Annotated in this window: 19 protein-coding genes and 1 riboswitch; of the genes, 10 read left to right on the forward strand and 9 right to left on the reverse strand. The window is 42.2% G+C overall.

Annotation, left to right across the window (positions count from 1 at the left end; all coding sequences use genetic code 11):
- Positions 1-5: 5 nt before the first annotated feature.
- The 5 genes from IEW05_RS16850 to IEW05_RS16870 all read left to right on the forward strand — a co-directional run bounded on the left by IEW05_RS16850 (position 6) and on the right by IEW05_RS16870 (position 9,473).
- Positions 6-3,872, forward strand: a complete 3,867-nt coding sequence (locus tag IEW05_RS16850; RefSeq protein WP_188541022.1) for a discoidin domain-containing protein — start codon at positions 6-8, stop codon at positions 3,870-3,872.
- Between the two features lie 24 nt (positions 3,873-3,896).
- On the forward strand, positions 3,897-5,408 hold the full coding sequence (locus tag IEW05_RS16855; protein ID WP_229753458.1) for a DUF3604 domain-containing protein: 1,512 nt from the start codon (positions 3,897-3,899) through the stop codon (positions 5,406-5,408).
- A 278-nt stretch (positions 5,409-5,686) separates the two neighbouring features.
- A complete protein-coding gene (mqo, locus tag IEW05_RS16860; RefSeq protein WP_188541023.1) occupies positions 5,687-7,183 on the forward strand; it encodes a malate dehydrogenase (quinone) in 1,497 nt (498 codons plus the stop codon).
- A 219-nt stretch (positions 7,184-7,402) separates the two neighbouring features.
- Entirely contained in the window at positions 7,403-8,431 is a 1,029-nt protein-coding gene (locus IEW05_RS16865; protein WP_188541024.1) for a glycosyltransferase family 4 protein, read from the forward strand.
- A 28-nt stretch (positions 8,432-8,459) separates the two neighbouring features.
- Complete coding sequence (locus tag IEW05_RS16870; protein WP_188541025.1) at positions 8,460-9,473, forward strand: lysylphosphatidylglycerol synthase transmembrane domain-containing protein; 1,014 nt, start codon at positions 8,460-8,462, stop codon at positions 9,471-9,473.
- A 42-nt stretch (positions 9,474-9,515) separates the two neighbouring features.
- Here IEW05_RS16870 and IEW05_RS16875 read toward each other — a convergent pair whose 3' ends face one another.
- On the reverse strand, positions 9,516-10,727 hold the full coding sequence (locus IEW05_RS16875; protein WP_188541026.1) for a glycosyltransferase family 4 protein: 1,212 nt from the start codon (positions 10,725-10,727) through the stop codon (positions 9,516-9,518).
- Positions 10,728-10,838: 111 nt separating this feature from the next.
- A complete protein-coding gene (locus tag IEW05_RS16880) occupies positions 10,839-11,465 on the reverse strand; it encodes a phosphatase PAP2 family protein (RefSeq protein ID WP_188541027.1) in 627 nt (208 codons plus the stop codon).
- A 193-nt stretch (positions 11,466-11,658) separates the two neighbouring features.
- Here IEW05_RS16880 and IEW05_RS16885 point away from each other — a divergent pair, with 193 nt between their 5' ends.
- Positions 11,659-13,137: a protein adenylyltransferase SelO gene (locus IEW05_RS16885; protein ID WP_188541028.1), complete on the forward strand. Its 1,479-nt coding sequence runs from the start codon at positions 11,659-11,661 to the stop codon at positions 13,135-13,137.
- Positions 13,138-13,305: 168 nt separating this feature from the next.
- On the opposite strand, the gene IEW05_RS16890 is transcribed toward IEW05_RS16885, so the two are convergent.
- From IEW05_RS16890 to IEW05_RS16910, 5 genes are all read right to left on the reverse strand, one after another.
- Positions 13,306-13,827, reverse strand: coding sequence for a cupin domain-containing protein (locus IEW05_RS16890; RefSeq protein ID WP_188541029.1), 522 nt, complete (start codon positions 13,825-13,827; stop codon positions 13,306-13,308).
- A gap of 93 nt (positions 13,828-13,920) precedes the next feature.
- Positions 13,921-14,021, reverse strand: a riboswitch (purine riboswitch).
- Between the two features lie 26 nt (positions 14,022-14,047).
- The gene (locus IEW05_RS16895; protein ID WP_188541030.1) at positions 14,048-15,400 is read right to left on the reverse strand and encodes a glycoside hydrolase family 5 protein; all 1,353 of its coding nucleotides are present in this window, start codon (positions 15,398-15,400) and stop codon (positions 14,048-14,050) included.
- Positions 15,401-15,423: 23 nt separating this feature from the next.
- Positions 15,424-16,269, reverse strand: a complete 846-nt coding sequence (locus IEW05_RS16900; RefSeq protein WP_188541031.1) for a carbohydrate ABC transporter permease — start codon at positions 16,267-16,269, stop codon at positions 15,424-15,426.
- An 18-nt stretch (positions 16,270-16,287) separates the two neighbouring features.
- Positions 16,288-17,181 (reverse strand): carbohydrate ABC transporter permease, encoded by an 894-nt coding sequence (locus IEW05_RS16905; RefSeq protein ID WP_229753459.1) that lies wholly within the window; start codon positions 17,179-17,181, stop codon positions 16,288-16,290.
- Positions 17,182-17,269: 88 nt separating this feature from the next.
- The gene (locus tag IEW05_RS16910) at positions 17,270-18,562 is read right to left on the reverse strand and encodes an ABC transporter substrate-binding protein (RefSeq protein ID WP_188541032.1); all 1,293 of its coding nucleotides are present in this window, start codon (positions 18,560-18,562) and stop codon (positions 17,270-17,272) included.
- A gap of 214 nt (positions 18,563-18,776) precedes the next feature.
- Between IEW05_RS16910 and IEW05_RS16915 the strand changes: the two genes are divergently transcribed.
- The 3 genes from IEW05_RS16915 to IEW05_RS16925 all read left to right on the forward strand — a co-directional run bounded on the left by IEW05_RS16915 (position 18,777) and on the right by IEW05_RS16925 (position 22,164).
- The gene (locus IEW05_RS16915; protein WP_188541033.1) at positions 18,777-20,303 is read left to right on the forward strand and encodes a sensor histidine kinase; all 1,527 of its coding nucleotides are present in this window, start codon (positions 18,777-18,779) and stop codon (positions 20,301-20,303) included.
- 16 nt (positions 20,304-20,319) lie between these two features.
- Positions 20,320-21,018, forward strand: coding sequence for a response regulator transcription factor (locus IEW05_RS16920; protein WP_188541034.1), 699 nt, complete (start codon positions 20,320-20,322; stop codon positions 21,016-21,018).
- Between the two features lie 201 nt (positions 21,019-21,219).
- Complete coding sequence (locus IEW05_RS16925; RefSeq protein WP_188541467.1) at positions 21,220-22,164, forward strand: SMI1/KNR4 family protein; 945 nt, start codon at positions 21,220-21,222, stop codon at positions 22,162-22,164.
- A 136-nt stretch (positions 22,165-22,300) separates the two neighbouring features.
- Here the strand turns inward: IEW05_RS16925 and IEW05_RS16930 are convergent, their stop codons facing one another.
- Positions 22,301-22,690: a hypothetical protein gene (locus tag IEW05_RS16930; RefSeq protein WP_188541035.1), complete on the reverse strand. Its 390-nt coding sequence runs from the start codon at positions 22,688-22,690 to the stop codon at positions 22,301-22,303.
- A gap of 315 nt (positions 22,691-23,005) precedes the next feature.
- Between IEW05_RS16930 and IEW05_RS16935 the strand changes: the two genes are divergently transcribed.
- Positions 23,006-24,244 carry an ATP-binding protein gene (locus IEW05_RS16935; protein ID WP_188541036.1) on the forward strand — a complete coding sequence of 413 codons (1,239 nt, stop codon included), beginning with the start codon at positions 23,006-23,008 and terminating at the stop codon, positions 24,242-24,244.
- 79 nt (positions 24,245-24,323) lie between these two features.
- On the opposite strand, the gene IEW05_RS16940 is transcribed toward IEW05_RS16935, so the two are convergent.
- Entirely contained in the window at positions 24,324-24,515 is a 192-nt protein-coding gene (locus IEW05_RS16940; protein WP_188541037.1) for a hypothetical protein, read from the reverse strand.
- Between the last annotated feature and the right edge of the window lie 72 nt (positions 24,516-24,587).

Raw genomic sequence — 24,587 nt, forward strand, 5'->3', positions numbered from 1 at the left:
CGAGATTGAGTATTCGGAGAACAATTTTTCAACGTACAAGTCTATTGTTAAGTATCGTGATAGGTTTCAGCGGAATCTTGGGTACCTTACCAGCCCAAGCAGCATCCAATATCAAAGTCCATATGGTTCAAGATTTTGAAGATTATACGCAGACAGGTGCTCCACCGAGCGGGTTTGAAATGACAGGAATAACCGATGTAAAGAAATCAAGTGGTGCACTGAACGACGGCGATACAGCACCTAACGGATCTAGCGTATCCCTTCGGATCCTTGAGTCCATAGCAGATCAACCGGATGTAGGCCTTGCCAAACGTTTCGGAGCGGATGACTTAACTGGCGAGCTCATCCTTGATTTTGATATTAAATGGCTAGATTTGAATGGAAGTCGATTTTTCGAATTGAAAGACAGTAGTAATAGGGGAATTACATTAGGTAGCATAGGGACGGATGGAATTTTAAAAGTCGAAGGAAATAAAATACCATTGAGCATGAACCAGTGGTACCGGCTTTCTTTTGCGATCAACTATAGTTCCAATGTCCAGACGGTATCTGTCTATGTAGACGGAGTCAAAAAGATAGATTCGATTATTCTGAAGAATAGTAGCAATGCAACAGGTATCAATTACATTCGAGTTCGGGCAAAACGGAATTCGCAAGCGGATCTAGCTACAGATGTCTCAGGTAATAAGAATTTTACAACATTGCTGGATAATATGAGGGTGTATGAAGGCAATGTGCTAAAGACGATGGAAGAATTGCAAGAGATGAATGTACCCGATTCATTGTTGGACTTTGACAATGACCTTGGCATCTCCGTTAACAATCGTTTGGAGGGTGCCTTGGCTATGGTCGTGAATAGTCCCAATGTGCTGAAGGATAATGTCAAAACAGTAAATGCTATTAGCGAGCAGAATATACCACGGAAGGTTGAGGGAGAGGTTGTTGTACCCCTTCGTTTTGTAAGTCAATTCTTTGGTGTTGATGCGGAGATTACGGAGGAAATAGCTAACTCTAATCCACATATTCAGTTTACTTCCGATGATGTGATGGTTCCTTTAGACCAGGTGGGGACCCTACTTCATAAACAAGTGTACACGGACTATAAAGGCAGAGGGCTTATTGTTATAGGCGATAAGGCAAACCCGTTTGACGATGATCTTGATAAAGTGGATGAAGCGATCAAGCCTCAGGATAATGAAAAATTCTTCATTGAGGAGGCAATAAAAGAGATCGTTTATGATAGACCATCCGGAGAAGAAGCCATTGCTCAATTGTTGAACAACAATGCGTCTCACCCAAGAGTTCTCGCGACCTCATCTGATTTTGCTCGTATCAAGACGATGGTCCAGTCTGGTGAAGCAACAATCAGCAAGTGGTATCAGGATATTCAGAAGCAAGGTGAGAAGCATTTAATTATGGCACTGCCTACGGATGATCTTCCAGATGGCAGAAGAATGATCGGTTCAAGACAAGTAGGACCGCTCGTTATAAACCTAGGGATGCTCTATCATCTTAGCGATAATGCAGTAAAGAAGGAACAATATAAACAGCGGATTTGGGATGAAGTTTATACAGTATCCCAATTTCCTAATTGGAATGAAGAGAATGAATTTCTGAATACGGCAGAATTCATGGAAGGTCTTGCTATTGCGTATGACTGGTTGTACGACGAATGGACTCCAGAGCAAAGACTTATCCTTGAGGATGCAATGATTCAGAAAGGTCTTGTTAAGACACTAGAGGCCTATAACAAAAATATATGGTGGATTCATACGTACCCAAGAACGAATAACTGGAATGCGGTATGTAATGGAGCGTCAGTTCTCACCTTGATGGCGATCGGTGACCTGGATAGAGAAGTCTTGCTACCTTCGAAAGAGAATGTAACGATGCAGCAATTTGGCGGTAAGATATTGGATACTGCCTTCAACGCACTAGAGGATTTTATTCTATTGGAATTTACACCTGATGGTGCATGGGCGGAAGGGCCAAGCTATTGGAAATATACTTTAGAGTATATTGTACGCTTCATTTCTTCTCTGGAAACAGCGTTAGGTACAAGCTATGGTTATGACCAAACACCTGGTCTTAACAAGACAGCTTATTTTCCAACGTATTTGAGTGGAGCAGTAGGTTCACTTAACTATGGTGATGCCTCAAGCAACAAGGTAATGTCCGCTGAAGAACTATGGATAGCGAAGAAATACGGCGATCCATTATTAGCTTCTGTCCATCTGGACAATAAGATTAAATTCAAGAATGCCGGCTCTGAATTTGAGATGCTGTGGTATGATCCAGCTCTTTATCTCCCGGGACAATCACTAGATTTAGATCAATATTTTAGCGGGACAGAAGTAGCTACGTTCAGAAGCAAGTGGGAAGATCCTAATTCAAGCTTCTTAGGCTTAAAGGCGGGTAATAACGTAGTCAGCCACGGGCATTATGACTTGGGCAGCTTCGTATTTGAGTCCTTGGGACAGCAATGGGCAATCGACTTAGGGAAAGATGATTATAATCTGCCGGGTTACTCGAATTATGACAAGGAACGTTTAACGTATTATCGCTTGAATCCAGAGGGGCACAACACATTAGTCATCAATCCTGACGGAAGCGCACAACAGAATATTAAGGCATTCTCCAAAATAGAGAGAGTTGAAAGCAAACCAGCTGGCGGATTTGCGATTACAAATCTGACAGAAGCATACGACAAGCATGTCTCTCAAGCTAAGCGGGGCGTAATGCTAGGCACGAACCGTACAAGAGCTACGATTCAAGATGAGGTAACTTTTCTAAGTCCTTCAACAGCATATTGGTTTATGCATACAGAAGCTGATATTCAAGTAAGTGCTGATGGAAAGTCGGCGATCTTTAGTAAAGGTGGAGAGAAGCTCTGGGTTGGATTGGATAGTGATGCTCGCGATGATGCAGACCAACCGATTGATGTGAGGTTTGGCGTCATGGACGCGAAGCCGCTGCCGGAATCGCCTAATCCTGCTAAACAACACCAGAATGCAGGTATTCGCAAGCTATTTATTAAGCTGGATCAAGTCAAGGAAATGAGATTGACGGTATCAATGGTCCCGATCGTTGGGTCAATTGAGGATACGGATACAACAGTCAGTAGCATTCCGCTCGATATGTGGAGTATTGATGATGGTGAGCTCACGATTCCTGTTATTCAAAGTGCGAGCATAGATGGTGTACCATTAGCAGATTTCGCTGAGCAGAAATTCAGTTATGATATTCAGTTGCCACTTGATCGTACGGATGTACCTGCTCTGGAATTTACGTATGATCTAACGTTGAATGATGTACAGGTCATCTCTGCAGACGAGGTTCCTGGTGTAACGAAGGTTATCGTATCCTCATTGCAGAATCCAGGAATCAAGAGCATGTATTATTTCAATTACAAACTAATGCCTAATAACGGGGAAGAGGAGCAGTTGATCGAACTCCCAATTGCAGCTGTTTCTGCAAGTGCCTCGCAAGCTGATCAAGGCAATACAGAGGATAAGGCTATTGATGGTAATCTGGATACCTACTGGGGTGCCGAAGGCGACCAGTGGATCATGCTTGACCTCGGTGAAGTGAAGACCATGAATAGTGTTGGCATAGCATTTATTCGGGGAAATGAGCGCAGCTTCAAATATGATATTGAAACGTCGCTCGATGGTCAGAACTGGTATAAGGCATATTCAGGCCAGAGTAGTGGCGAAAGCTTGGATATCGAGAAAACGTATCTGAAGCAGCATGATGCCCAGTATATCCGTATCACTGGACACGGCAACAGTGTGAACCAATGGAATTCTTATGCCGAGATTCGCGTCTATCAACTTCAACTGCAATCCTACGAAGACGGAAATGATCGTTAAATAGAGATCAAGGAGAGTAATGTTATGATGAAACTATTTTGGGGAGACTTACACAATCATTGTGGAATCACATATGGGTTTGGGGCACTGACGAATGCGTTGGAAGCGGCAAAGGGACAGTTGGATTTTTGCGCTATAATCGGTCATGCCATGTGGCCGGATATGCCGGAACGGACGGAGGATACGGCATTTCTGGTAGACTTCCACAATGAGGGGTTTGCGAAACTGCAAGCGGACTGGGAAGCGATCCGTTCCAAAGTTCAGGAAGCCAATATTCCACATGAATTTGTTACTTTTCAAGGTTACGAGATTCATTCCAGCGAGTTTGGGGATCATCATGTGGTATCGCCAAGCGATGAGCTTCCTCTCGTATATGCAGCTTCTCCACAGCAGCTTGCCGAGGAGCTAGCGCCTTATCAAGTGATTGCAGTTCCGCATCATATCGGTTATACGCCAGGTTATCGGGGAACGAATTGGGGAGCCTTCCGTTCCGATATTTCACCGATTGTTGAAGTATTCTCTAAACATGGATGCGGGATGTCCGATGGGAGTGCATATCCTTATTATCATACGATGGGACCAAGAGACTCGCGTAATACAGTATTCGAGGGCCTCAATCAGGGTAAGAAATTTAGCTTTGCCGGGTCGACAGATCATCATGCGGGTTATCCAGGATCTTATGGGGATGGACGTGTCGCGGTATGGGCAGAGGAGAAAACGCGTGAATCGATCTGGGAAGCGATTAAAGCTGGTCGCACCTATGCGGTTACCGGGGACAAGATCGAATGCCAATTCACACTAAATGGAGCTTGCATGGGCAGTGAAGTTGAAGCGGCGAGCGATCGCCATCTGGTATTGGATGCGATATGCGCAGACTATATTGATAAGATTACGGTGTACAAAAACACGAAGCCTTGGAAGGTGGTTACCGGGGACAGCATCATGATGGAGACAATCCCTTCGAAGGGCTCTATGAGCAGGTACAAGATCAGAGTGGAAATGGGTTGGGGCGAGTCTAAGCATGGCTACAGCTGGGAGGCCAAAGCTTCTGTGGAAAATGGTAAACTGCTCGCTGCAGATAGCTGTTTCCGCGGCCAAAGCGTGCTGGCGCCAGAGCCTGGCATGAGTGAAAATTTAGACATCAACAAGTTAGATAATCGCCTTGTAGAACAGACAGGGCAATCCCTTCGCTGGACCTGTACGACCTTCCAAAACCCAAGTACATTACATCCGGCCACAGCAGCGGTGATACTTGAAGTAGAGGGAGACGAGGCAAGTCGAGTGGTTGTTGAGGCTAACGGGATTAAAATGGAATTCAGTTTAGCAGAATTACTGACGGGATCACGCTCTATGCATGTGCAGCCATACAGTTCAGAGGCGATCCTGATCCATCGCGCAGTTCCAGAAGCTGCTTACCAGGTTCATTTGGAATGGAATGATACGGAGAAGGATAAGGATACAGATGTGTATCATGCTGAAATCCGTCAGGCTAACCATCAATTTGCATGGATTTCACCGATCTTCGTAAAATCATAATTATTGAATGAAGTTATTTAGACGGGAGCATCGTGTTAGGTGCTCTCTTTCTGCATGTTTACTAATTATTCTTACCGTGGTTGAGATAAAGTGATTGATATTCATTTTTAATCCTAATAATAGTAAATTAATGCTTCAAATTTATAATAATGATAGACTATAATTAGTTGTATCTGACCCAGAAAGATGTGTGACTATTTCGAGCCCTGGCTTGCTGTGACTCCTAAATAGGAGCGCCAACATCCTTTCTGCAAATCGTAGGAATAAGGACGGTATGAATGAATAGACAAACGAAAACAGACGTTATCTTAATTGGTGCCGGAATCATGAGTGCTACCTTGGGGTCACTGCTAAAAGAATTAGCTCCAGACTGGGACATCACAGTGCTTGAAAGGCGTGCAAAAGCAGGAGAGGAGAGCTCCAATGAATGGAATAATGCGGGAACTGGGCATTCTTCATTATGTGAGCTTAACTACACCGTCGAACAGGCGGACGGATCTATCGATATCAGCAAAGCTGTAAAAGTGAATGAAGAGTTTCAAGTTTCAAAGCAGTTCTGGTCTTATCTTGTGAATCACAATCGGATTCGTAATCCGCGGGACTTTATCGTGCCAGTGCCTCACATGAGTTTTGTACAAGGGGCGCCAGATGTCCGATTTTTGAAAAAACGATTTGAAGCGCTTTCTGCCCATCCCCTGTTCCCGGAGATGGAATTTTCCGATGACCCGGAACAACTGAAAGAATGGATTCCACTTATGATGGAAGACCGAACATTGAATAATCCTATAGCGGCCACAAAAATGGGCTCGGGTACGGATGTTAACTTTGGTGCTTTAACGCGTATGATGTTCAATCACTTACAGAGTCAAAACGTCGATCTAAAATTCAATCATAATGTGGACAATATTAAACGTACGAGCGACGGCTTGTGGGAATTGAAAGTGCGGAATGTGGAGAACGGTACGACCGAGAGCCATACGGCAAAATTCGTATTTATCGGTGGCGGTGGCGGAAGTCTACATTTGCTGCAAAAATCCGGGATCCCTGAAGGAAAAGGGATCGGGGGATTCCCTATAAGTGGAATATTCATGGTGTGTCGCAAGCCAGAAGTTGTAGCACAACATCGAGCTAAAGTATATGGTAAAGCGGCGGTTGGTGCTCCGCCAATGTCTGTGCCGCATCTTGATACCCGGGTGATTGATAACCAAGAATCGTTGTTCTTCGGACCGTTCGCCGGTTTTTCACCTAAGTTCTTGAAATTTGGATCCATGTTCGATCTGATTACTTCCGTCAAACCACATAATCTCGTCAATATGCTCGCGTCAGGTGTAAAAAGCGTTTCATTAGTTACGTACTTGGTCAAGCAATTGATGTTAACCAAGGAACAGCGTATGGAAGAATTACGACAGTTTGCTCCGAACGCCAAAAGTGAAGATTGGGAGCTGATTGTAGCAGGCCAGCGTGTACAAATTATTAAAGAAACAGCCGCTGGTAAAGGTACACTTCAATTTGGTACAGAGGTTATTAGTGCCGCCGATGGCTCCATAGCTGCATTGCTCGGAGCTTCTCCTGGTGCTTCTACCGCCGTTTCCGTCATGCTTGAGGTTATGGAAAAATGTTTCCCGCAGCATATCCAGGCATGGGAGCCAAAAATAAAAGAGATGATTCCTTCGTATGGCGAATCACTACAGGGTAATCCCGAGCTAGTTCAGGACATTTATACTTCAACCGCCCGTTCGCTGGGGTTAATGACAGGTCAAAGAATAAACGAATAGATGAAGGCGTGCATAGATTTTGCCTTCACCACATATAAATGCTCCAGCCTAATAACTGTGAGTGCTAAAAAAGGACGCCTACCAAGGCGTCCTTTTTTATAATAGGAATGTATATACATTGCGTACAATTTATATCTATATTGGTGTATCATACCTATAGGGATGTAGATCAAATATCATAGGTACGCCTGCAAAAAATATATTAAATGGGGATGCGCTATGCTTACTATTAATATGCTATCATCGGCACACAAGGTAAAGGCACAAGGGGTTTTATCCGCTTATATCGAGCAAGTAAACTTGGTGGAGACGGGACTAAAGGAACAGTATACTGTTACAAAAAATCGGATGATTCCGGGCCATATTAATCATTACCATACCATAGACTTTAAGTTTTTTTTGAGTATCCCCTTTGCAAAAATAAGAGGAACAACCGTAGCCTATGTTCATTTTGTACCGGAAACTATCGAGGAGAGTTTAAAACTACCCGCCTTCGCTAAAGCTATATTTTACGCCTATATGATTTGGTTCTATAGAGCCGTTGACCATATCGTCGTAGTTAATCCTTACTTCATCGAGGTTCTGAAGAAATATAAAATAGATGAGAGAAAGGTAACTTATATCCCTAACTTCGTCTCCGAGGACCAATTCTATCGATTGCCGGAAGCATCCATTGCTGCAACGAAGCAAAAGTATGCGGTCCCCTCGGACAAGTTCGTTGTCTTAGGCGTTGGTCAGGTTCAAACTCGCAAAGGAATATTGGATTTCATTGAGACCGCGAAACAACTTCCTGACATACAGTTCATATGGGCCGGTGGCTTCTCATTTGGCTCCATCACGGAGGGATACAAAGAACTTAAATGGCATGTCGACAACCCGCCCGAAAATGTTAATTTCATAGGTATTATTAGCAGGGAAGAAATGAATGCTGTATATAACATCGCGGATATCATGTTTCTACCTTCTTATAACGAACTGTTCCCCATGTCTATTCTCGAAGCATTAGCCTTGAAAATTCCTGTGCTATTAAGGAACCTAGATTTATATGAAAATATCTTATTTGATTATTATTTGAAGGGTGATCATGTACCAGGGTTCGTCCAAATCATAAAGCAACTCCAGCCCAAAGGAGAAGATTACAACACTTGGTGCAATCGCTCGCAGCAATGTCACGAATATTATTCCGAACGCCATGTGTTGGAATTATGGGATCATTTCTATAACGACATAACCCCTCATAACCAATAAAACAAACTGAGTATCTAGGAGTTAGCGAATGAAGAATAAAATATTCAGTACCATCATTGTCATCGTGACTTTCTGTATCTTCTTGTCGTTTTTCCTGTTCACCAAAGGCTTACCTTCGTTAATCCAAGAAATTAAATTGCTAGATCGCTCATGGATTCTGCTATCTGTTGTATGTTTACTTGTGTTTTGGTTTTTCGAAATGTTGGTGTTATATATCATAACGGGAAAGCTATACCCGATTAAAAGATTGCTTGCCCGATCGATTAAGTTCGAGATGATCGGCCAATTCTTCGGCGCCGTTTCGCCCTTTTCGGCTGGAAGCCATCCTGCCCAACTCTATGCGATGACGGAACGCGGTATCCCTGTGGGGATAGCTGGCTCTATTCTAATGATCAAATTTTTGATTCATCAAGCCGTGAACATCGCCATTTTGATCTTAGCGTTCGTGTACAAGTTTGGTTATTTTAACGCTAGGGTCGACTATTTTCCGTATCTTTGCATTTTGGGTCTCGCCGTTCACGTTGTCATCATGATATTCTCTGTAATGTTCTCGGTTAATAGTAAACTGACTTTGCGTATCCTAACAGCTGTATTTAAATTTTTACATACTGTAAGACTCTTAAAGGACGTGGATTCTAGGCTCCAGCAAATCAAGATTGAATTAGAAAAGTTCCATCAGAATGCTGCCCTGATCACGAAACATAGACGAATGTGTCTTTACGCCACGCTATTCACATGCATTCAATATTTAGCTTTCTTTAGCATTCCTTACTGCATTTATAGAAGCTTCGGCTTGGATTCCGTGGATATGTGGACCCTCATTTGCGCCCAAATATTCTTGGTCAACTTCATGGCGATCATCCCGCTTCCTGGTGCCGCGGGAGGTGCAGAGGGCGGATTTTATTTGATTTACAGTTTATTTTTTCATTCGAGTACGATTCTGACCGCCATCTTTGTTTGGAGATTGCTCACCTATTATTTCTCTATCGCAGCCGGCAGCGTGTTTCTGCTGGTATCACCGAACGTCAAAAAAAGCCATTAACGACAATGGCTTTTCTCAGTATTTCTCACACTCGCTATAAGGTCAAACTTCCCTCTCATGGGCCTTGGGATTTCCGAACGTCACCAAGGATACTTTGGCTTCCTGATTGGCTTGTATCGTGCTCCGATACTTATCTAATACTCCACTCGCGAATATACCGCTGGAATAATCTTTGGCCTTCAGGACCGCCTGTTTGCACATTCTATTTCTCAAACTGACATTGCTGAGTATTTCATGGATATAACGGACAAATTCATCTTTCTCCTTGTACGAATAACCGTTATCCCCCTGCTCAATTACCCCGTCCAAGCAAGGATCGTATTTGCATACCACGGGACATCCGCTGCTCAGTGCCTCTAAATAAGTTAATCCCTGGGTTTCGCTAGTGGATGCGTTCACGAAAATTTCGCCCATTTTATAGTACTTATAAACTTCATCTGAATGGATCATTCCCGTAAAAATAACGTGGTCTTCTAAAACTTGTTTCTTAACTTGGTCTTGCAAATGAGTTAAATAGGGCCCTCCGCCTACGATTAGCAACTTTACCTTGTCGCAAATTTTGATTACATCCGGTAGAAGGGTCAGGATTTCGCTAATGTTCTTTTCTTCCGCGATCCTTCCGACATAGACGAGTACCCTATCGCTCTGATTAAGCTGTAATTCCTTCATAATAGTTTGTTTATCTTCAGCCGATAGCTCCCGTTGAAATTTACTCAACTCTATCCCGGTTGGCACGACGTAAGTAGGCTTATTTACCCCGTAACTTAATAGCGTATTTTTTGTTTTATTCGTCGCAGCAATAACACCATCGAGATTGTTCAACATTCTCTTCGTTATTTTTATCGACATATTCTTGCTGATGATCTTTCCACCCCATAAATAATCCAAATAGTTCTCATACATGGTGTGATACGTATGTATCTGGGGTATATTTAGTTTTTTGGCGATATGCCTAGAAACCAGCATCATAGAAAATTCAGTTTGAGAATGAATGACATCCGGTCCCCACTGTATAATTTCATTAATCAACTTGTTGTAAAAGGGAAACTTAATTTTTGCATCCGGATAGACGCCGATGGGAATAGATTTTACGTAATACACATCTCCTTCGACCGTCTCTTTGCGGGTAGGTGATAAGGTCAGAATCTTAACGTCATGTCCATTGGACTTCAATTCTTTATATAGATTTTTGACCGAAGTGACAACACCATTGATCATCGGGGAAAAGGTATCCGTCGTTATTAAAATCCTCATTCCATATTTTCCTCCAATAATAGGCCGCTTAGAATACCCTATGAATATTAACAAGGACTAAATAGGATAATATTAACATTATGACATATAAATATTAACTAATTATGAAATTCATGAAGCAAGGGTAGAATCCTGTGGGACCGGTCGTTGCTTTGCTTTGACGAGCCAGCCAGTTATCCGGAACACAATTTCACCAACAGCAATACCTGCCATTGCATCCGCGATGACATGTTGCTTAATGAACAACGTCGATAGGATGATCGTCCAAGATAAGAAAGCTACCGCCCAGCGAGCCGGCTTGTTTAAAATATGTGAACCTCTCAGCATCAAAAAGCAAGTAAGCACATGAATACTAGGAAAACCGTTATACGGTTCATCTAGTCTGTAAGTGATGGGTACGAAAAAGTTCCACCCCTCCCCTAATGTGGGCCGAGGGACCATGGTTGGATAGACCCAAAAAATAACGTTGGCAATTAATATTCCGATACAGACGGCAATGAGGGTATGATAGTATGCAGACCTTCGCTTTTGGAAGATCAAAAAGAGTGTGATAAAGATAAATGGATACCAAATAAAATAAAATATCGAAAAGAACGGTACAAACGGCGTGGCACGGTCAAACTGTGTTACAAGCAAATGCACGTCCGGTCTCGCGTGGTTCTGCAAAGAATATATTGTGCCTAGTAACGGAATAGACAAGAGCCAGAGAAGTGGCAGTTGGTTTTGTATTTTCTTCAAGTCATTCCCACCTTTTTCTTAATCCTTCATTATTTTACCATAAAAATCAAGTTGTTTGTCATATATACCCATATCGTTATGCACACAACTTTGACTAAATGTTTCTACCGTACATTTATCGCAGATAAACCCACAAAGTATAATTGTGAGATTTGTTACCAAAATATGATATAACATTTTCGAGGGGGTACGAATGACCATGATCAAAGAACTCATAGAAGCCGGTTGGAATTTCGATAACAGTTATGCTCGTCTGCCTGGAACATTCTATACCCACTTGGACCCAACTCCAGTAAGCGCACCGCATTTGATTATTTGTAATGATCGACTTGCAGCCACCCTGGGGCTAAACGCTGAGGCGCTTCAGAGCGAAGATGGCGTAGCTGTATTTGCCGGGAATCAAATTCCGGAGGGCGCTGCACCGTTAGCTCAAGCTTATGCAGGGCATCAATTCGGATATTTCACCATGCTGGGCGACGGCCGAGCTATATTGATCGGGGAACAGATTACGCCTAGAGGTGAACGGGTAGATATTCAGCTCAAGGGTTCGGGTGAAACACCGTATTCTCGATCAGGCGATGGGCGAGCAGCACTGGGTCCCATGCTGCGTGAGTACATCATTAGCGAAGCGATGCACGGGCTTGGGATTCCGACTACGCGAAGTCTTGCGGTTGTGACGACAGGTGAGACCATCATCCGCGAGACCGAACTGCCGGGTGCTATTCTGACTCGTGTGGCTGCTAGTCATTTGCGTGTAGGTACGTTTCAATACGCTGCCAATTGGGGCAAAGACGGTGAGCTCCGGGACCTAGCGAATTACACCATACATAGGCATTTTCCTGGCGTGGAGAATTCCTCTGAGAATCCATATCTTCGTCTGCTTCAGGAAGTGATCAAACGTCAAGCTAAGCTGATTGCGAAATGGCAACTGGTGGGCTTCATTCACGGGGTAATGAATACCGACAATATGGCGATTAGCGGCGAGACGATTGATTATGGCCCATGCGCTTTCATGGATGTATACGATCCGGCAACGGTATTCAGTTCCATCGATCGGGATGGTCGCTATGCCTATGGTAACCAACCGAAAATGGCTGCATGGAATCTCGCACGGTTTGCTGAAGCTCTATTGCCGCTCTTGCATGATGACCGGGAACAGGCGATCAATCTGGCCCAGGATGCCATATCAAATTTCTCGGACTTATATCGTCGTCATTGGCTTGAGGGGATGAGAGCGAAGCTAGGGATATTTAATGAAGAGGAACAAGACGAATCCTTGAGTATAGATCTACTTGACTTGATGTATAAACATGGTGCTGACTACACGAATACGTTCCTCGCATTAACGTTTGAACAGCTGGAGAATTCGGAGCTGAACGATAGCACCGAATTTAACGAGTGGCAGGTAAGATGGCAGGCAAGATTAAGTAGACAACAAGAACCGAAAGTTTCATCGCAAGCTTTAATGCGTAGCAGTAACCCTGCGGTAATCCCGCGTAATCACCGGGTAGAGGCGGCGCTTGAAGCCGCAGTGAATCAAGAAGACTACAGTGTAATGGAGCGACTGCTCGCTGTTCTTAGAAATCCCTACGAGCACACCTCCGTACAAGCTGAATTCGCAGCGCTGCCTCCGAAATCTTGTGGTCCTTATCAGACCTTTTGCGGTACCTGAGGCTTCTGGATAGATGCTAGGTCAAGAATCAATTGAAATGTTCGAGCGGGTAAGCGGCAATATGACGAAGCTTTGGAGAACGTTAGTTCAGTAATCAAGGAAAAGGCCATCCTACACAGGATGGCCTTAAACTTACAGTTACAAATTGCACTTTTTTGGTCAGTAATACTAAACAGGAATAGCTTCATAGGCCAACTTCATAATGACATCTTTATGCTGAGGATACTCGGCCAACAGCTCGTCCTGTGTAAACAACTCGAAATCTTGAAATTCGAACCCAGGCGAAACCATACATCCTACTAAGGAGAATGTATCTTCATCCGTAACGGATGAACCAAAGATAGAATTTTTCGGAACTAGCACTTGTGGGGATTCCCCGTTATCTAAGTTTAATCCTAGTTTATATTCTTTATATTCCCCATGTTCATCAATAACATGAACTGTTAAAGGACTTCCGGCGTGATAATACCATAATTCATCTGATTTCAAACGATGAAAATGGGAGACATCATTAGAGCCTAATAGAAAGTAGATACTCGTGTAAAGTTTTCTCTTCCCTTCAAAATCTACGGATAATTCTTGAGCTGAAGTTTGTTCTTCGGATTCAAATGTTCTTTTGTAATATCCACCCTCTGGATGTGGATCCAGTCCAAGCTTTGATACATAATATTGTGCATCATGTTGCTTCATAGCAGTATGCCTCCCATTAGATGTGTATGATGAAACAGAAAACCCAGGAGATATTGTTCACTTCTTCGAGTGGACAATATCCCTGGGACCTAAATTTTTTAACACGCGCATCATATTCGAAGCCTTTATAGGATTCGGTAGAAACTTGCAGGCCCTATCCCAGCGATTATATGAGAGAAATCTAAAATGGTCAAGATTGTATGATATACTCGACTATTTGTTATGCCTTGGTGTATTTCTCAATCAGTGCTTCAAGCTCGTTCCAATGCTCGCAGTTCTCCCAGCGGAACGATTCCGGCAGCTTGGACATTTCCTCCCATGAACGTTTTTGCAGGTAGGGCTTCAGGTTCTGTTCCACACAAATCACTTGCATGATTGTTCTCATACGGAATTGGAGCGGATAACGTTCCTCCTTGGAGATGGGCTTGAAATAGGTTTCCGCCATGTAATCTACCAAGGCTTCGCCCTTCTCCTGCTCTTTATGTTGATTCCAAACCAGCTTGATTTCTTCGGTCAATTGGCGCCATGGGGTTTCTTCTTTCGGATATACAATTCCCATCACGTTAGCGTCCTTATAAAGCCACAGTGCCCAAGATACATCATTCTGTTCACACAAATCGAGCATATCCTCAATAATCGTCATCTGGAAGTCGATGTCTTCCTTCTCATACACCAATCCAAGCTCGCCGCACCAGAGCGGGCGCTTATATTTCTCGCGGATCTCAAGGAGACGGTGGAATTCCTCCGCGAAGATCTCCTTACGGCGTTCGCGGCTCATTTCATGCGTAAGTACGGCCGGTTCTTTTACGAACGGATAGAAGTGGAACTCGTAGGCGATTTGCGGATCGTCCATCGGATCGAGCATGGAAAAGTCCGTCGTAAAGGCATTGCCCTCAATGAAAATAATATGCTTCTGATCATATTTACGAATTTCTGCTACCACTTTACGGTAGAAATCATTGAACACTTCCGCGTTGGTAACCAAAGAAGGTTCGTTTACAATATCGTAAGCGGCAATCCAAGGTTGCTCCTTGTAATATTGCGCGATGTGGCCCCAAAGGCCGATGACGGTATCACGTAGAGCACCGTACTCCCAGAATAGCGGCAGACCGGAGTAGGTATCGCAGTGCCAGTCCGGGTTTTGTCCGCCAGGAACGGAGTGAAGCTCCAAAATCGCGTAGATCTCGTATTTTTCACATAAGTTAATAATATGATCCAGATATTTAAAACCATCATTTTTATATACGCCCGGATTTTGATCATCGATAAAGTACTTATAGTTAAAAGGAAGCCGCAGATGGTTGACGCCGATCTTTTTCAAAAATTCAAAATCCTTTTCATCCATATATTCCATCAAGAAGCGATCGAAGAAATCTGTACTGCGTTCCTTGCCGTATACTTCATCAAATGCCTTTTTAATCATGGTATCCGTACCCGGAAGACCGATTAAAAAATGCTCCAAATTCATCCATGTACCTAGGTTGAAACCGCGGAACAAGATTTTTTCACCGTTAACTGTAAAATTCTCGCCTGTAACCTGAACAAAGTGATTTGTAGGAGTAGTTGTGGTCATTTTTTAGCACCTCTGTGTGTTTATTAGTTTTTCATGCCTGTCGTAGCTACGCTTTGAATAAAGAATCGTTCACCTGCGAGGAACACGGCCACCATCGGAATGGTTGCAAGCACGGTTCCGGCCATCAGCAAGCCGTAGTCCATCGTATGTTCGGTTTGGAATGCTTTGAGACCTAACTGCAACGTTTTTAAGTTGTCATCATTGAGATAAATGAGCGGTGCCAAATAGTCATTCCACATGAAGGTGAACGTAAAGATCGTTAAGGTAGACAAGCTCGCTGCAGATAACGGCATCATAATTCTCCAAAAGATTTTCCATTCGTTATAACCATCTACCCGTGCAGCTTCATTAAGCTCATTAGGCAAACTCATGAAAAATTGGCGCATCAGGAAAATCCCAAAGCCACTAAATAGTTGGATCAAAATGTAACCGCTGTGCGTGTTGTATAAGCCCAGACTGCTAACTACTGAAAATTGAGGAACCATGATGGAATGCCATGGCATCATTAAGTTGGTCATGAATAAAATAAAGATCAAGTTTTTAAACGGAATTTTTAACTTGGCAAACGCGTAGGCGGCCATGGAGCAAATCACGACTTGTAGTACGGTAATGATAACTGACAGCTTCACTGTGTTTAGAAAATATTGAGCAAAAGGAATGGCTTGCCAAACTTCCTTGTAATTGTCCAAGTATAAGGTTTGCGGAATCCAATTCATGGGATTCTTAAACAAATCAACATCCGTTCGTAAGGAAGCCGAAATCATCCATAAGAATGGAAAAAGAGTAGCAAGCGAAAAGATAACTAGAACCAAGAGCAGTAGATAATAGGGCAGTTTAGTTCTTTTCGTTGTATTGATGACGGTCAGCATAGGTAGCTCTCTCCTTTCCTAGTAAGTGACCCATTTTTTCTCGAGCCTGAATTGAATTAAGGATATAACCATAATGATCAGGAATAGGACGGTTGACATGGCTGCAGCGTATCCCATTCGATAATTCACAAAGGCCTCCTGATAAATTCTAAAGACCAACACGTTGGTCGAGCGGCCTGGCCCGCCGTCTGTCATGACAGAGACTAGATCGAATACTTGGAAAGAGTTAATAATGGTAAGGACCATAACCATAAACAGAGTCGGTGATAAGCTAGGCAACGTAACATATAAAAATTGTTGAAACTTACTGGCGCCATCAAGCTCGGCAGCTTCATATAAATGCTGGGGAATGCCTTGAATACCAGCTAGCAAAATGATCATGTAGTAACCGAAGCTCTTCCAAACGGCTACAAGAATAATAGCTAATAGAGCCCACTGTGAAGACATGAGCCATTCCGGGGGATTCGCGATCCCAATGGCTTTTAGAATATAATTGATCGGCCCGGAAACGGGGTTAAACAAGAGTCCCCAAGCAATGGCGATCGACACCATGGACGTAATATAGGGAAAATAAAAGGAAATACGCAAATATTTGCGAAGGTGCAATATATTGTTCAAAGCAATAGCCGCAAACAAGGCTAATAGCATGGTTAACGGAACGAATAACAACGTGTATATAAAATTGTTCTTTAATGAAATAAGGAAATAGTCGTCCTGCAATAGTCTAGAATAGTTGTCGAGACCAACAAAGTTCGGCGTCACGTTAAATCCACCATAATCCGTAAAGCTCATGACGAGCCCGTAAACCAACGGTATAAAAATAAAAATTGCAAACAAGACGAAGGCCGGAAGAATGAATAACGTCCCCGGAATGTATGACTTGTAGTTGCGCAGACGTTGATTTGTCATCATAGCAACCTCCTTTAAGATGTTATGCCCTGTAAATGCGGGCTCGGCTTCCGTTAACAAGCTAAGCGAAAGCCGAGTACGTGACTATAAATTAGCGGTTAAGAACAGATTGACGATTTTTCAAAAAGTTTTGAATGGCTGTGGCGGAATCCTGCTCTTGGAATAAGAAGAGGTCGCGCTGCTCATTATACACACGATTCATCTCATCAATTTGCGGAACGGGTTGATTTTCTACCACGGTATTGGTCTCGAAGAAGTAGCCACTGCCTTGAATGCCTGTCGCGTTAAGGAATGCTTCCTTCGTTTTGTCACTGGAGTAGGCAGGCAACACGCTCGAATCAGCGATAATGGCTTCACCCTTTTCACCTGTTACAAACTGAACGAATTTAAAGGCTGCATCGGCATTCGCACTTTTTGGATTAATTCCAATAAAGGTACTTACGCCACCAACTGTAATCGGATCTTTCACACCATCCGGTAATGGAAGAGGGGCCATATCAAAATCGATATCGGTTTTGCCGGCAGCAATATCCGCTTTCAGCATGTTGAGCGTCCATTCTCCGTTAATCAGCATAGCTACATTGCCGCTTTCAAATTGCTTGATCCAGTCAATGCTTTCCGCCTTCATTTTCTTATAGCTCATATGCGATCCATCCTGGTAGTACAGGCGATCAAGGTAATCAAGCCAGTTGCCAACAGGCTCCAGACTATCGTCAAGAATCGTTGTACCTTCTTGAAGTGCGCCCAGTGGTGCGATAAGCCAATCGGCATAATAGCCTCCCCATTGTTTGTCTGCCCCTTCACCTTTCGTTAGGCTTTTGGCCAGCTCTGCATATTGCTCCCAAGTCATTTGCGAAGGAACCTCAATGCCTGCTTGATTAAAAAGGGCTTTGTTGTAGAACAATGCATATTGTGAGGTGCGGTACGGAAGGGCATAATATTTTCCCTTCGTCAGCACCTCTGTAATATCCTGAAAGCTTGGTCCGTATGCGCCTACATCTAAATTTGCCTCTTTAATTCGATCCGTTAAATCTATTAGCTGATTTTTGGAGGAATATAAGCCGAGGCTGCTTGTTCCGTTCATGCTGTAAACATCCATTTTCGAGCCGCCGGATAGATTGTTCATAATTTTCGTATTGTACTCGTCGGCATCGTTGCTAATGGTGGTCATCCGTACCTCAATGTCGCTGTTTTGGGCATTAAACGCTTCAACGACTTTTTGCATATAGACTTCCTCATCGGTCCATGTGTAATATTCCAAGACGGTTTTTTCATTCCCCGAGTTATTGCTAGCGCTATCATTTTTACCTGAACCACAACCGGCTAAGACTAAACCGAGCGAGGCAATCAACATTAGACTGACGCAGCTTTTCTTTTTATTCATGAAGAACCCCTCCTGTATCTGTGTTATGCTTTTAGTTTAAGTGTTTCTATTTACGGTAGTAAGGTTGAACTTTTATCCCCATCAGAGATATAGGAACCAATGAAACTGAGCATTTGAGGTTATTTTGCTACATTAGGTTGTATGAAACTTCAACCTTTACAGATGAGTACAAACTAATTAAATTTAACTTATTTATGGGGAAGGGGTGGCTTCTATGTTTATATTCTTGGTTTTTATTCTGTTCATCGCCATTTCCACCTTCTTTTTAATCCAGAAAAAATATACGAAAGCCACGCTTTTTATGCTGCTTATGGGCTTTTCCTATTTAATTGTGGTGTCCTGCATCATTATCTACATGTCCAAGGATGCTTACTATTACTATAGTCTGAAAGATTTCTTTGGCATAAATCAAAGCCTGCAGAATCAACTCATGTTCTTGCCTGTTTCTCGCATAAACTTGATTCGGTTAATGAACTTATTTTCCGTGGTATTTGTGTATGCAGGACTATGCTCGGCGATCTATTTTGCGTTTCAGGTGCAATTTAAGCGAAGACTCTTTCTTCTGGTGGCGTTAACAGTTCCCTGCATCGTTCAGGTTATTGTGTATGATCCTGCCGTTTATACCCAAATGTATTATTGGCTTTATCCTGACTATGTAAGCTCACAGACCTTTATCTCAGCGTATGAAACACTACATAAGATTACCTTTGTATTGAATACCCTTTACATTGCAGCAGGATGCGTATTACTGATTTATGCACTGTATGATGCACCTAAGGTTCGTCTAATCAGAAGTAACATTATCATGATCTTGATTTCCTATATTTCTGTACAAATAACGTATTATTACATTAACTACTGGGCGCCAGATGTTCTGATCAAAGTCTCCAAAGCTACTAATTTCACAAGATTCAAGCCTATAAGCTTAGTAGGCAACCCATCTATATATACTTTGCTTCCCTATATTTTAGGGTTTTGTTTATTGGTTAGCCTATACAGTATTTATAAATACACGCGGATCCAAAATAGCATTAAAAATCAAGAATCGGTGATTTCCAAAAATATAGATTCCGCTCTGTTGACCTCGCGTGTTTTTAGTCATTATATGAAAAACGAACTGTTAGCTATTATGGCCCAAACTGAGTTTTTAGAAAGCATGTGTGATCAATCGCCAGAAATGGCCCGGGAAATTCGGGTTATCGAGCAAAGGTGTCGTAAGGTATATGATCGTTTGGATGCAGTCCATCAAAAAACATTAAAATCAAAAATAGAGCTGGAACCTGTTGTATTAAATCAGCTATTGGATAAGCTGTTAAGAGAGATGCAATTAGAATTGAAACACACACAAATCCAATATACGCCGCCAAATCGGCAGCTTGTGATTATGGCTGATCCCTATTATTTTTCTCAGGCCATTGAAAATATGATCTCCAATGCCATGGACGCGTTAGAATTTGTACCTGAGAAATCCAGACTCATTACGATCGAGATTATTGTGAAGAATAAATGGGTTGAGCTGGTCATTAGAGATAACGGGGCGGGGATGGAGGAGGAACATTTAAGTCATATTTTTCAACCCTTTTACTCCTCAAAGCCTACGGCAACAAACTGGGGAATGGGCTTATCCATCTGCCTTAACATTATTTCAACGCATGGTGGTAAAATTAATGCAGAGAGTAAATTAGGCGAGGGTAGCTCGTTTCATATCATTATGCCTCTACTTTCTGTAGCAGAGAATTAAAGGAGATGATAGCAGCATGAGTACGCCATTGATTAAAGTGCTTATTGTAGAGGATGACCCTTTAATTAGTAAGCGTTATCAGATGATATTATCCAAGGATGAGCAAATTGAATGTGTAGGTATTGCTTCTAGTGGATATGAGGGAACGATGCTGGCAGCACTCAATAAACCGGATATTATTTTAATGGATGTTGAACTGGAAGATAAACAGGCAGGACTTCGAGCTACATCAGAGATTTTGAATTATATGCCCGATATTAAAATTGTGATGCTGACGGTTTGTGAAACGGATGACACCGTTTTTCGTGCATTTGAGCTGGGTGCTTCAAATTACTTGTTAAAAAATATGCCAGCCGGAGCCATACTCGAAGCGGTGAAGGATGCTTATTATGGCCGTTCGTCCTTGCATTCAAATATTGCAGGTAAAATTACGCGCGAATTTAAAAGGATAAAAACAACAGAGGACAGCCTACTTCATAATTTTTATATTTTTACACAGCTTACTCCAACGGAGCTTGAGGTCTTAGAATTATTAATGAAGGATTATACACGTCAGGAGATATGTGAGCTGCGACATGTAGAGCATTCAACCCTAAAGTCGCAGATCAATAGTATCTTGAAGAAATTTAATAAAAAAAGTGTCCAGGAAATTGTACCTGTATTACGAGAATTGCATATTCCGGAAATTCTATCGCAGCGAAAAAGAAAAGTATAATTAATAAAGTCACTTCATAATGCTACTCTGATTGAAATGTAAATTCCTTCTTTCGATGAAAGAAATCACACAGAATTGTAGCGTAGTAGTGAAATATGATTGTAGGACAAACGTCCGTGGTTTCTGCTGTTCGCTGAGCATAGGTTGGAAATGGTATACTTCTTATAAGTATTAGAGTTATTGTACTGGGAGGCATAAATGATGAGAGATGATCTTTTGGCACAACTGGATTCGTGGCATGAAGAAGATGAATTCCAAGAAATCGTGGATGCAATTTTGGAGATTCCCGTAGAGGACAGAGATTATGTCCTGGTCAGTCATTTGGGAAGAGCACTGAACAATCTCGAGGATTATGAAGCGGCGGTTGAACAGTTCTTAACCATTGCAGAAGAAGGTAAAAATGATCCGCTCTGGCATTATCGTATAGGACTTGCTTATTACTATCTAGACCAATATGAAGATGCCTTAAGAGAATTTGAAATTTCAGATCAGTTAGAGCCTGGTGATGAGGATACTTTGGAGTTTCTGGAATCCATCCGGAGTACAATCGCCCAGAACTTAGAAGAAGAATTGATCGAACCAGTTGACTCAGCTGAAACCGTTGAAACCGTAGTGTCCAACGTTCAAATGGATACAGACCTCGATTTGGCGAACTTTTGGGATGATCATGAGTATGCGTCGAAAGAATATGTTTCTGATCCGCCTACAGATGAGCTGATTGCTTCAGTGGAAGAGGCGCTGGTCTTCAAGTTGCCAGCTTTCTATGTTTCTATGATGAAGGTACATAACGGAGGAGTTCCTCAAAACCGATATTTCCCAACAGGACAAGCAATCTCTGGGGGAAGAGACGGTGTTATGATTTCTGGAATCCTAGGAATTGGTCGAGAGAAGAGCCAATCATTATGCGGAGCGGCAGGAAGCCGGTTTATGATTGAAAATGGGAATTATCCTGAAATTGGCGTAGTCATTTGCAAATGTCCTTCAGAGTCTGAAATCGTGATGCTGGATTATCGTCCAGCCGGAAATGATGGCGAGCCAGAGGTCGTCCACGTGGACAAAGAGAATAATTACAAGATAACCAAGTTAGCACCTAATTTTGAAGCCTTTATTCGCGGATTAGTGAAAGAGGAGACACAAGGTTTATAAACGATATCACGAATGTCTCAAAGCGGAGGTTTTCTCCGCCTTGAGGCATTTTTAATTTGGATAGCCAGAGCGAAGAATGAAGACCCTATGTATAGTCTTGCGGTCTTATTACACGGAAACATAGAGTCTTCGGGGGTTAACCGAAAGAGGTAAAAACGCTTTGTTCGACGACTTCCTTGAGTTCTTCTTTGTACGCGGCATATTGCTCAGTGGTAATGCTTCCGCTGTGAAGGCGGTTATCTAGTTGCTGTGTAAGTTGTGTCATTTGTAACTGGATGACTTCCGCGATGTCTCCACCGTGATCGGCCGCAATGTCATTTAGGGATTTACCTTCGTACAAGGATTCATACAGTTCCTCGTCGGACGATTGATTGAGTGCTACCAATAGGTCATCTTTCTCCGAAACACTAGTGGAGGACCACTTCGCTACGGGACTTGCGTTTGCGACGGAGTCGCCTAATGCGCTGTTACCGAAGGACATAACTACAATCATCGTTCCGACAATGATCACTCGTTTTATGTTCATAGTTAAATTCCTCTTTTCATATAGTTATTGGTGTTGATCATAACGAAAATTAAGAGATGTAAGAGTTTCGGCCTAGTGTTATTGTAACCAGCAAATCTGAGAGGAACCTTAATTGTTCTTTAAGATTATGTAAAGATTGTGAGGGTATCCTCTGTTATATTGGGTAAAGTTGATATTCAGGTTTATTCTTAATGAATGGTCACCTGTTCGCAAAATAGCTTTACTTATATCATCAGATTGGCGTAATCTTCTATCATATAGTCAGAATCAGATATATATTTGTACAAGTAACACAGGTTGAGGGGAAGTCATCTATTGTTTGAAACTCTATTATTAAATTTCTTATTTTTGCTGTTTCCAGTGGTCATTTTTTTAATCTTCTTTGAAAATAGTACACATTCCTATAACTATAGAATGATTGTGTTACTGTCGGCAGTGGCAATGAGCCTCTGTATTGCAAAGCCCATTAAACTTGAAATTGGATTTATCTTTGATTTAAGATACATTCCATTTATTATCGTTGCACTTTTTGGCGGGTATAGACATGCCCTCCCGTTATATTTCATTTTAAATATCGCCCGGCTCTATGTTGGTGGAGATGGGACGATTCGATCGTTCCTTTTTTCAACAGCGATCATGATGATAGTGCCTTTATTTAGCAAAAAATTTCTGAAATTAAATCATAAAGGGCGTATTCTATCGGCAACCGCAATTTCTTTTACGGTAATAGGAATTTACCTAGTTACTTTAAGTCTTACTCAAGGAACATTAGATAGACAATTTTGGATTCTTACCCTTAATGCTTTAACGACTTATACTGGGGTGATGAGTACCATTATGATTTTAATAGAGAAAATCATTGCAAATATTAAAAATCGTGACCGAATTATGCAATCAGAAAGATTAAATGTGGTTAGTCAATTGGCAGCTAGTGTATCACACGAAATCAGAAATCCACTGACGGTTACTAGTGGCTTTCTCCAACTGTTAAATAAATCGAGAACCATTACACCGAAGGAAAAAGAGTATGTGGATTTATCATTACAAGAACTAAACCGAGCTGAAAAAATAGTTAGCGATTATCTTTCCTTTGCCAAGCCACAATCAGAAAACGTGATATATTCTAATATGAGTGTGGAGTTCGAGTATACCAAAAATATTATTATTCCTTATGCTTCCGCGCATAATGTTGAGGTTAAATTTAGTTTTAGTAACTCTTTAAATAAAAGCTATGAACGGAGCCAACTTCAGCAATGCTTAATTAATTTATATAAAAACGGTATTGAGGCAATGAAAGACAAAGGCGGCGGTACTTTATTCATTGATATATCAGAAAGAAAACAAGATATTGTCATTCGAATCCAAGACATCGGAATTGGAATGACCAAGGAAGAAATATCACGTCTAGGGAAGCCGTATTACTCTACTAAAGAAGAAGGGACCGGGCTTGGCATGCTTATGGTCTACAGTACAATCAATAAAATGAATGGGTCCATTGAAGTTGATAGTGAAAAGGGCAAAGGTACAACGTTCCTGATCACGATACCTACTTAAATCCTTACGATAGATAACAAAAAAGGACGTGAAAGACACGTCCTTTTTATTATGTTTCATAGAGTGAAAACACTCATTACTAATTATCGATTAATGCCCGCAGGTCCTTGAGTTCTGCTAATCCGTTAATCATCACCCTTCCGTCTGGTGCAATACGCACTTCAAGACGGTTTGGGATGTTCATCAGCTCATCAGCTAAATGCATGTAGAGTTCAGTCAGGAAATGATAACGCTGGTTGGCTGAACCGATCCATGGCCTGCTTGTGTCCAAACGAGCTTATGTTTGACAACGCTCGTAGTATTCTGCTAACTTAAGTGTGTAACGTTACACACTTAAGTGGGA

Origin of the sequence: Paenibacillus segetis (assembly GCF_014639155.1) — a bacterium.
Lineage (GTDB): Bacteria > Bacillota > Bacilli > Paenibacillales > Paenibacillaceae > Fontibacillus > Fontibacillus segetis.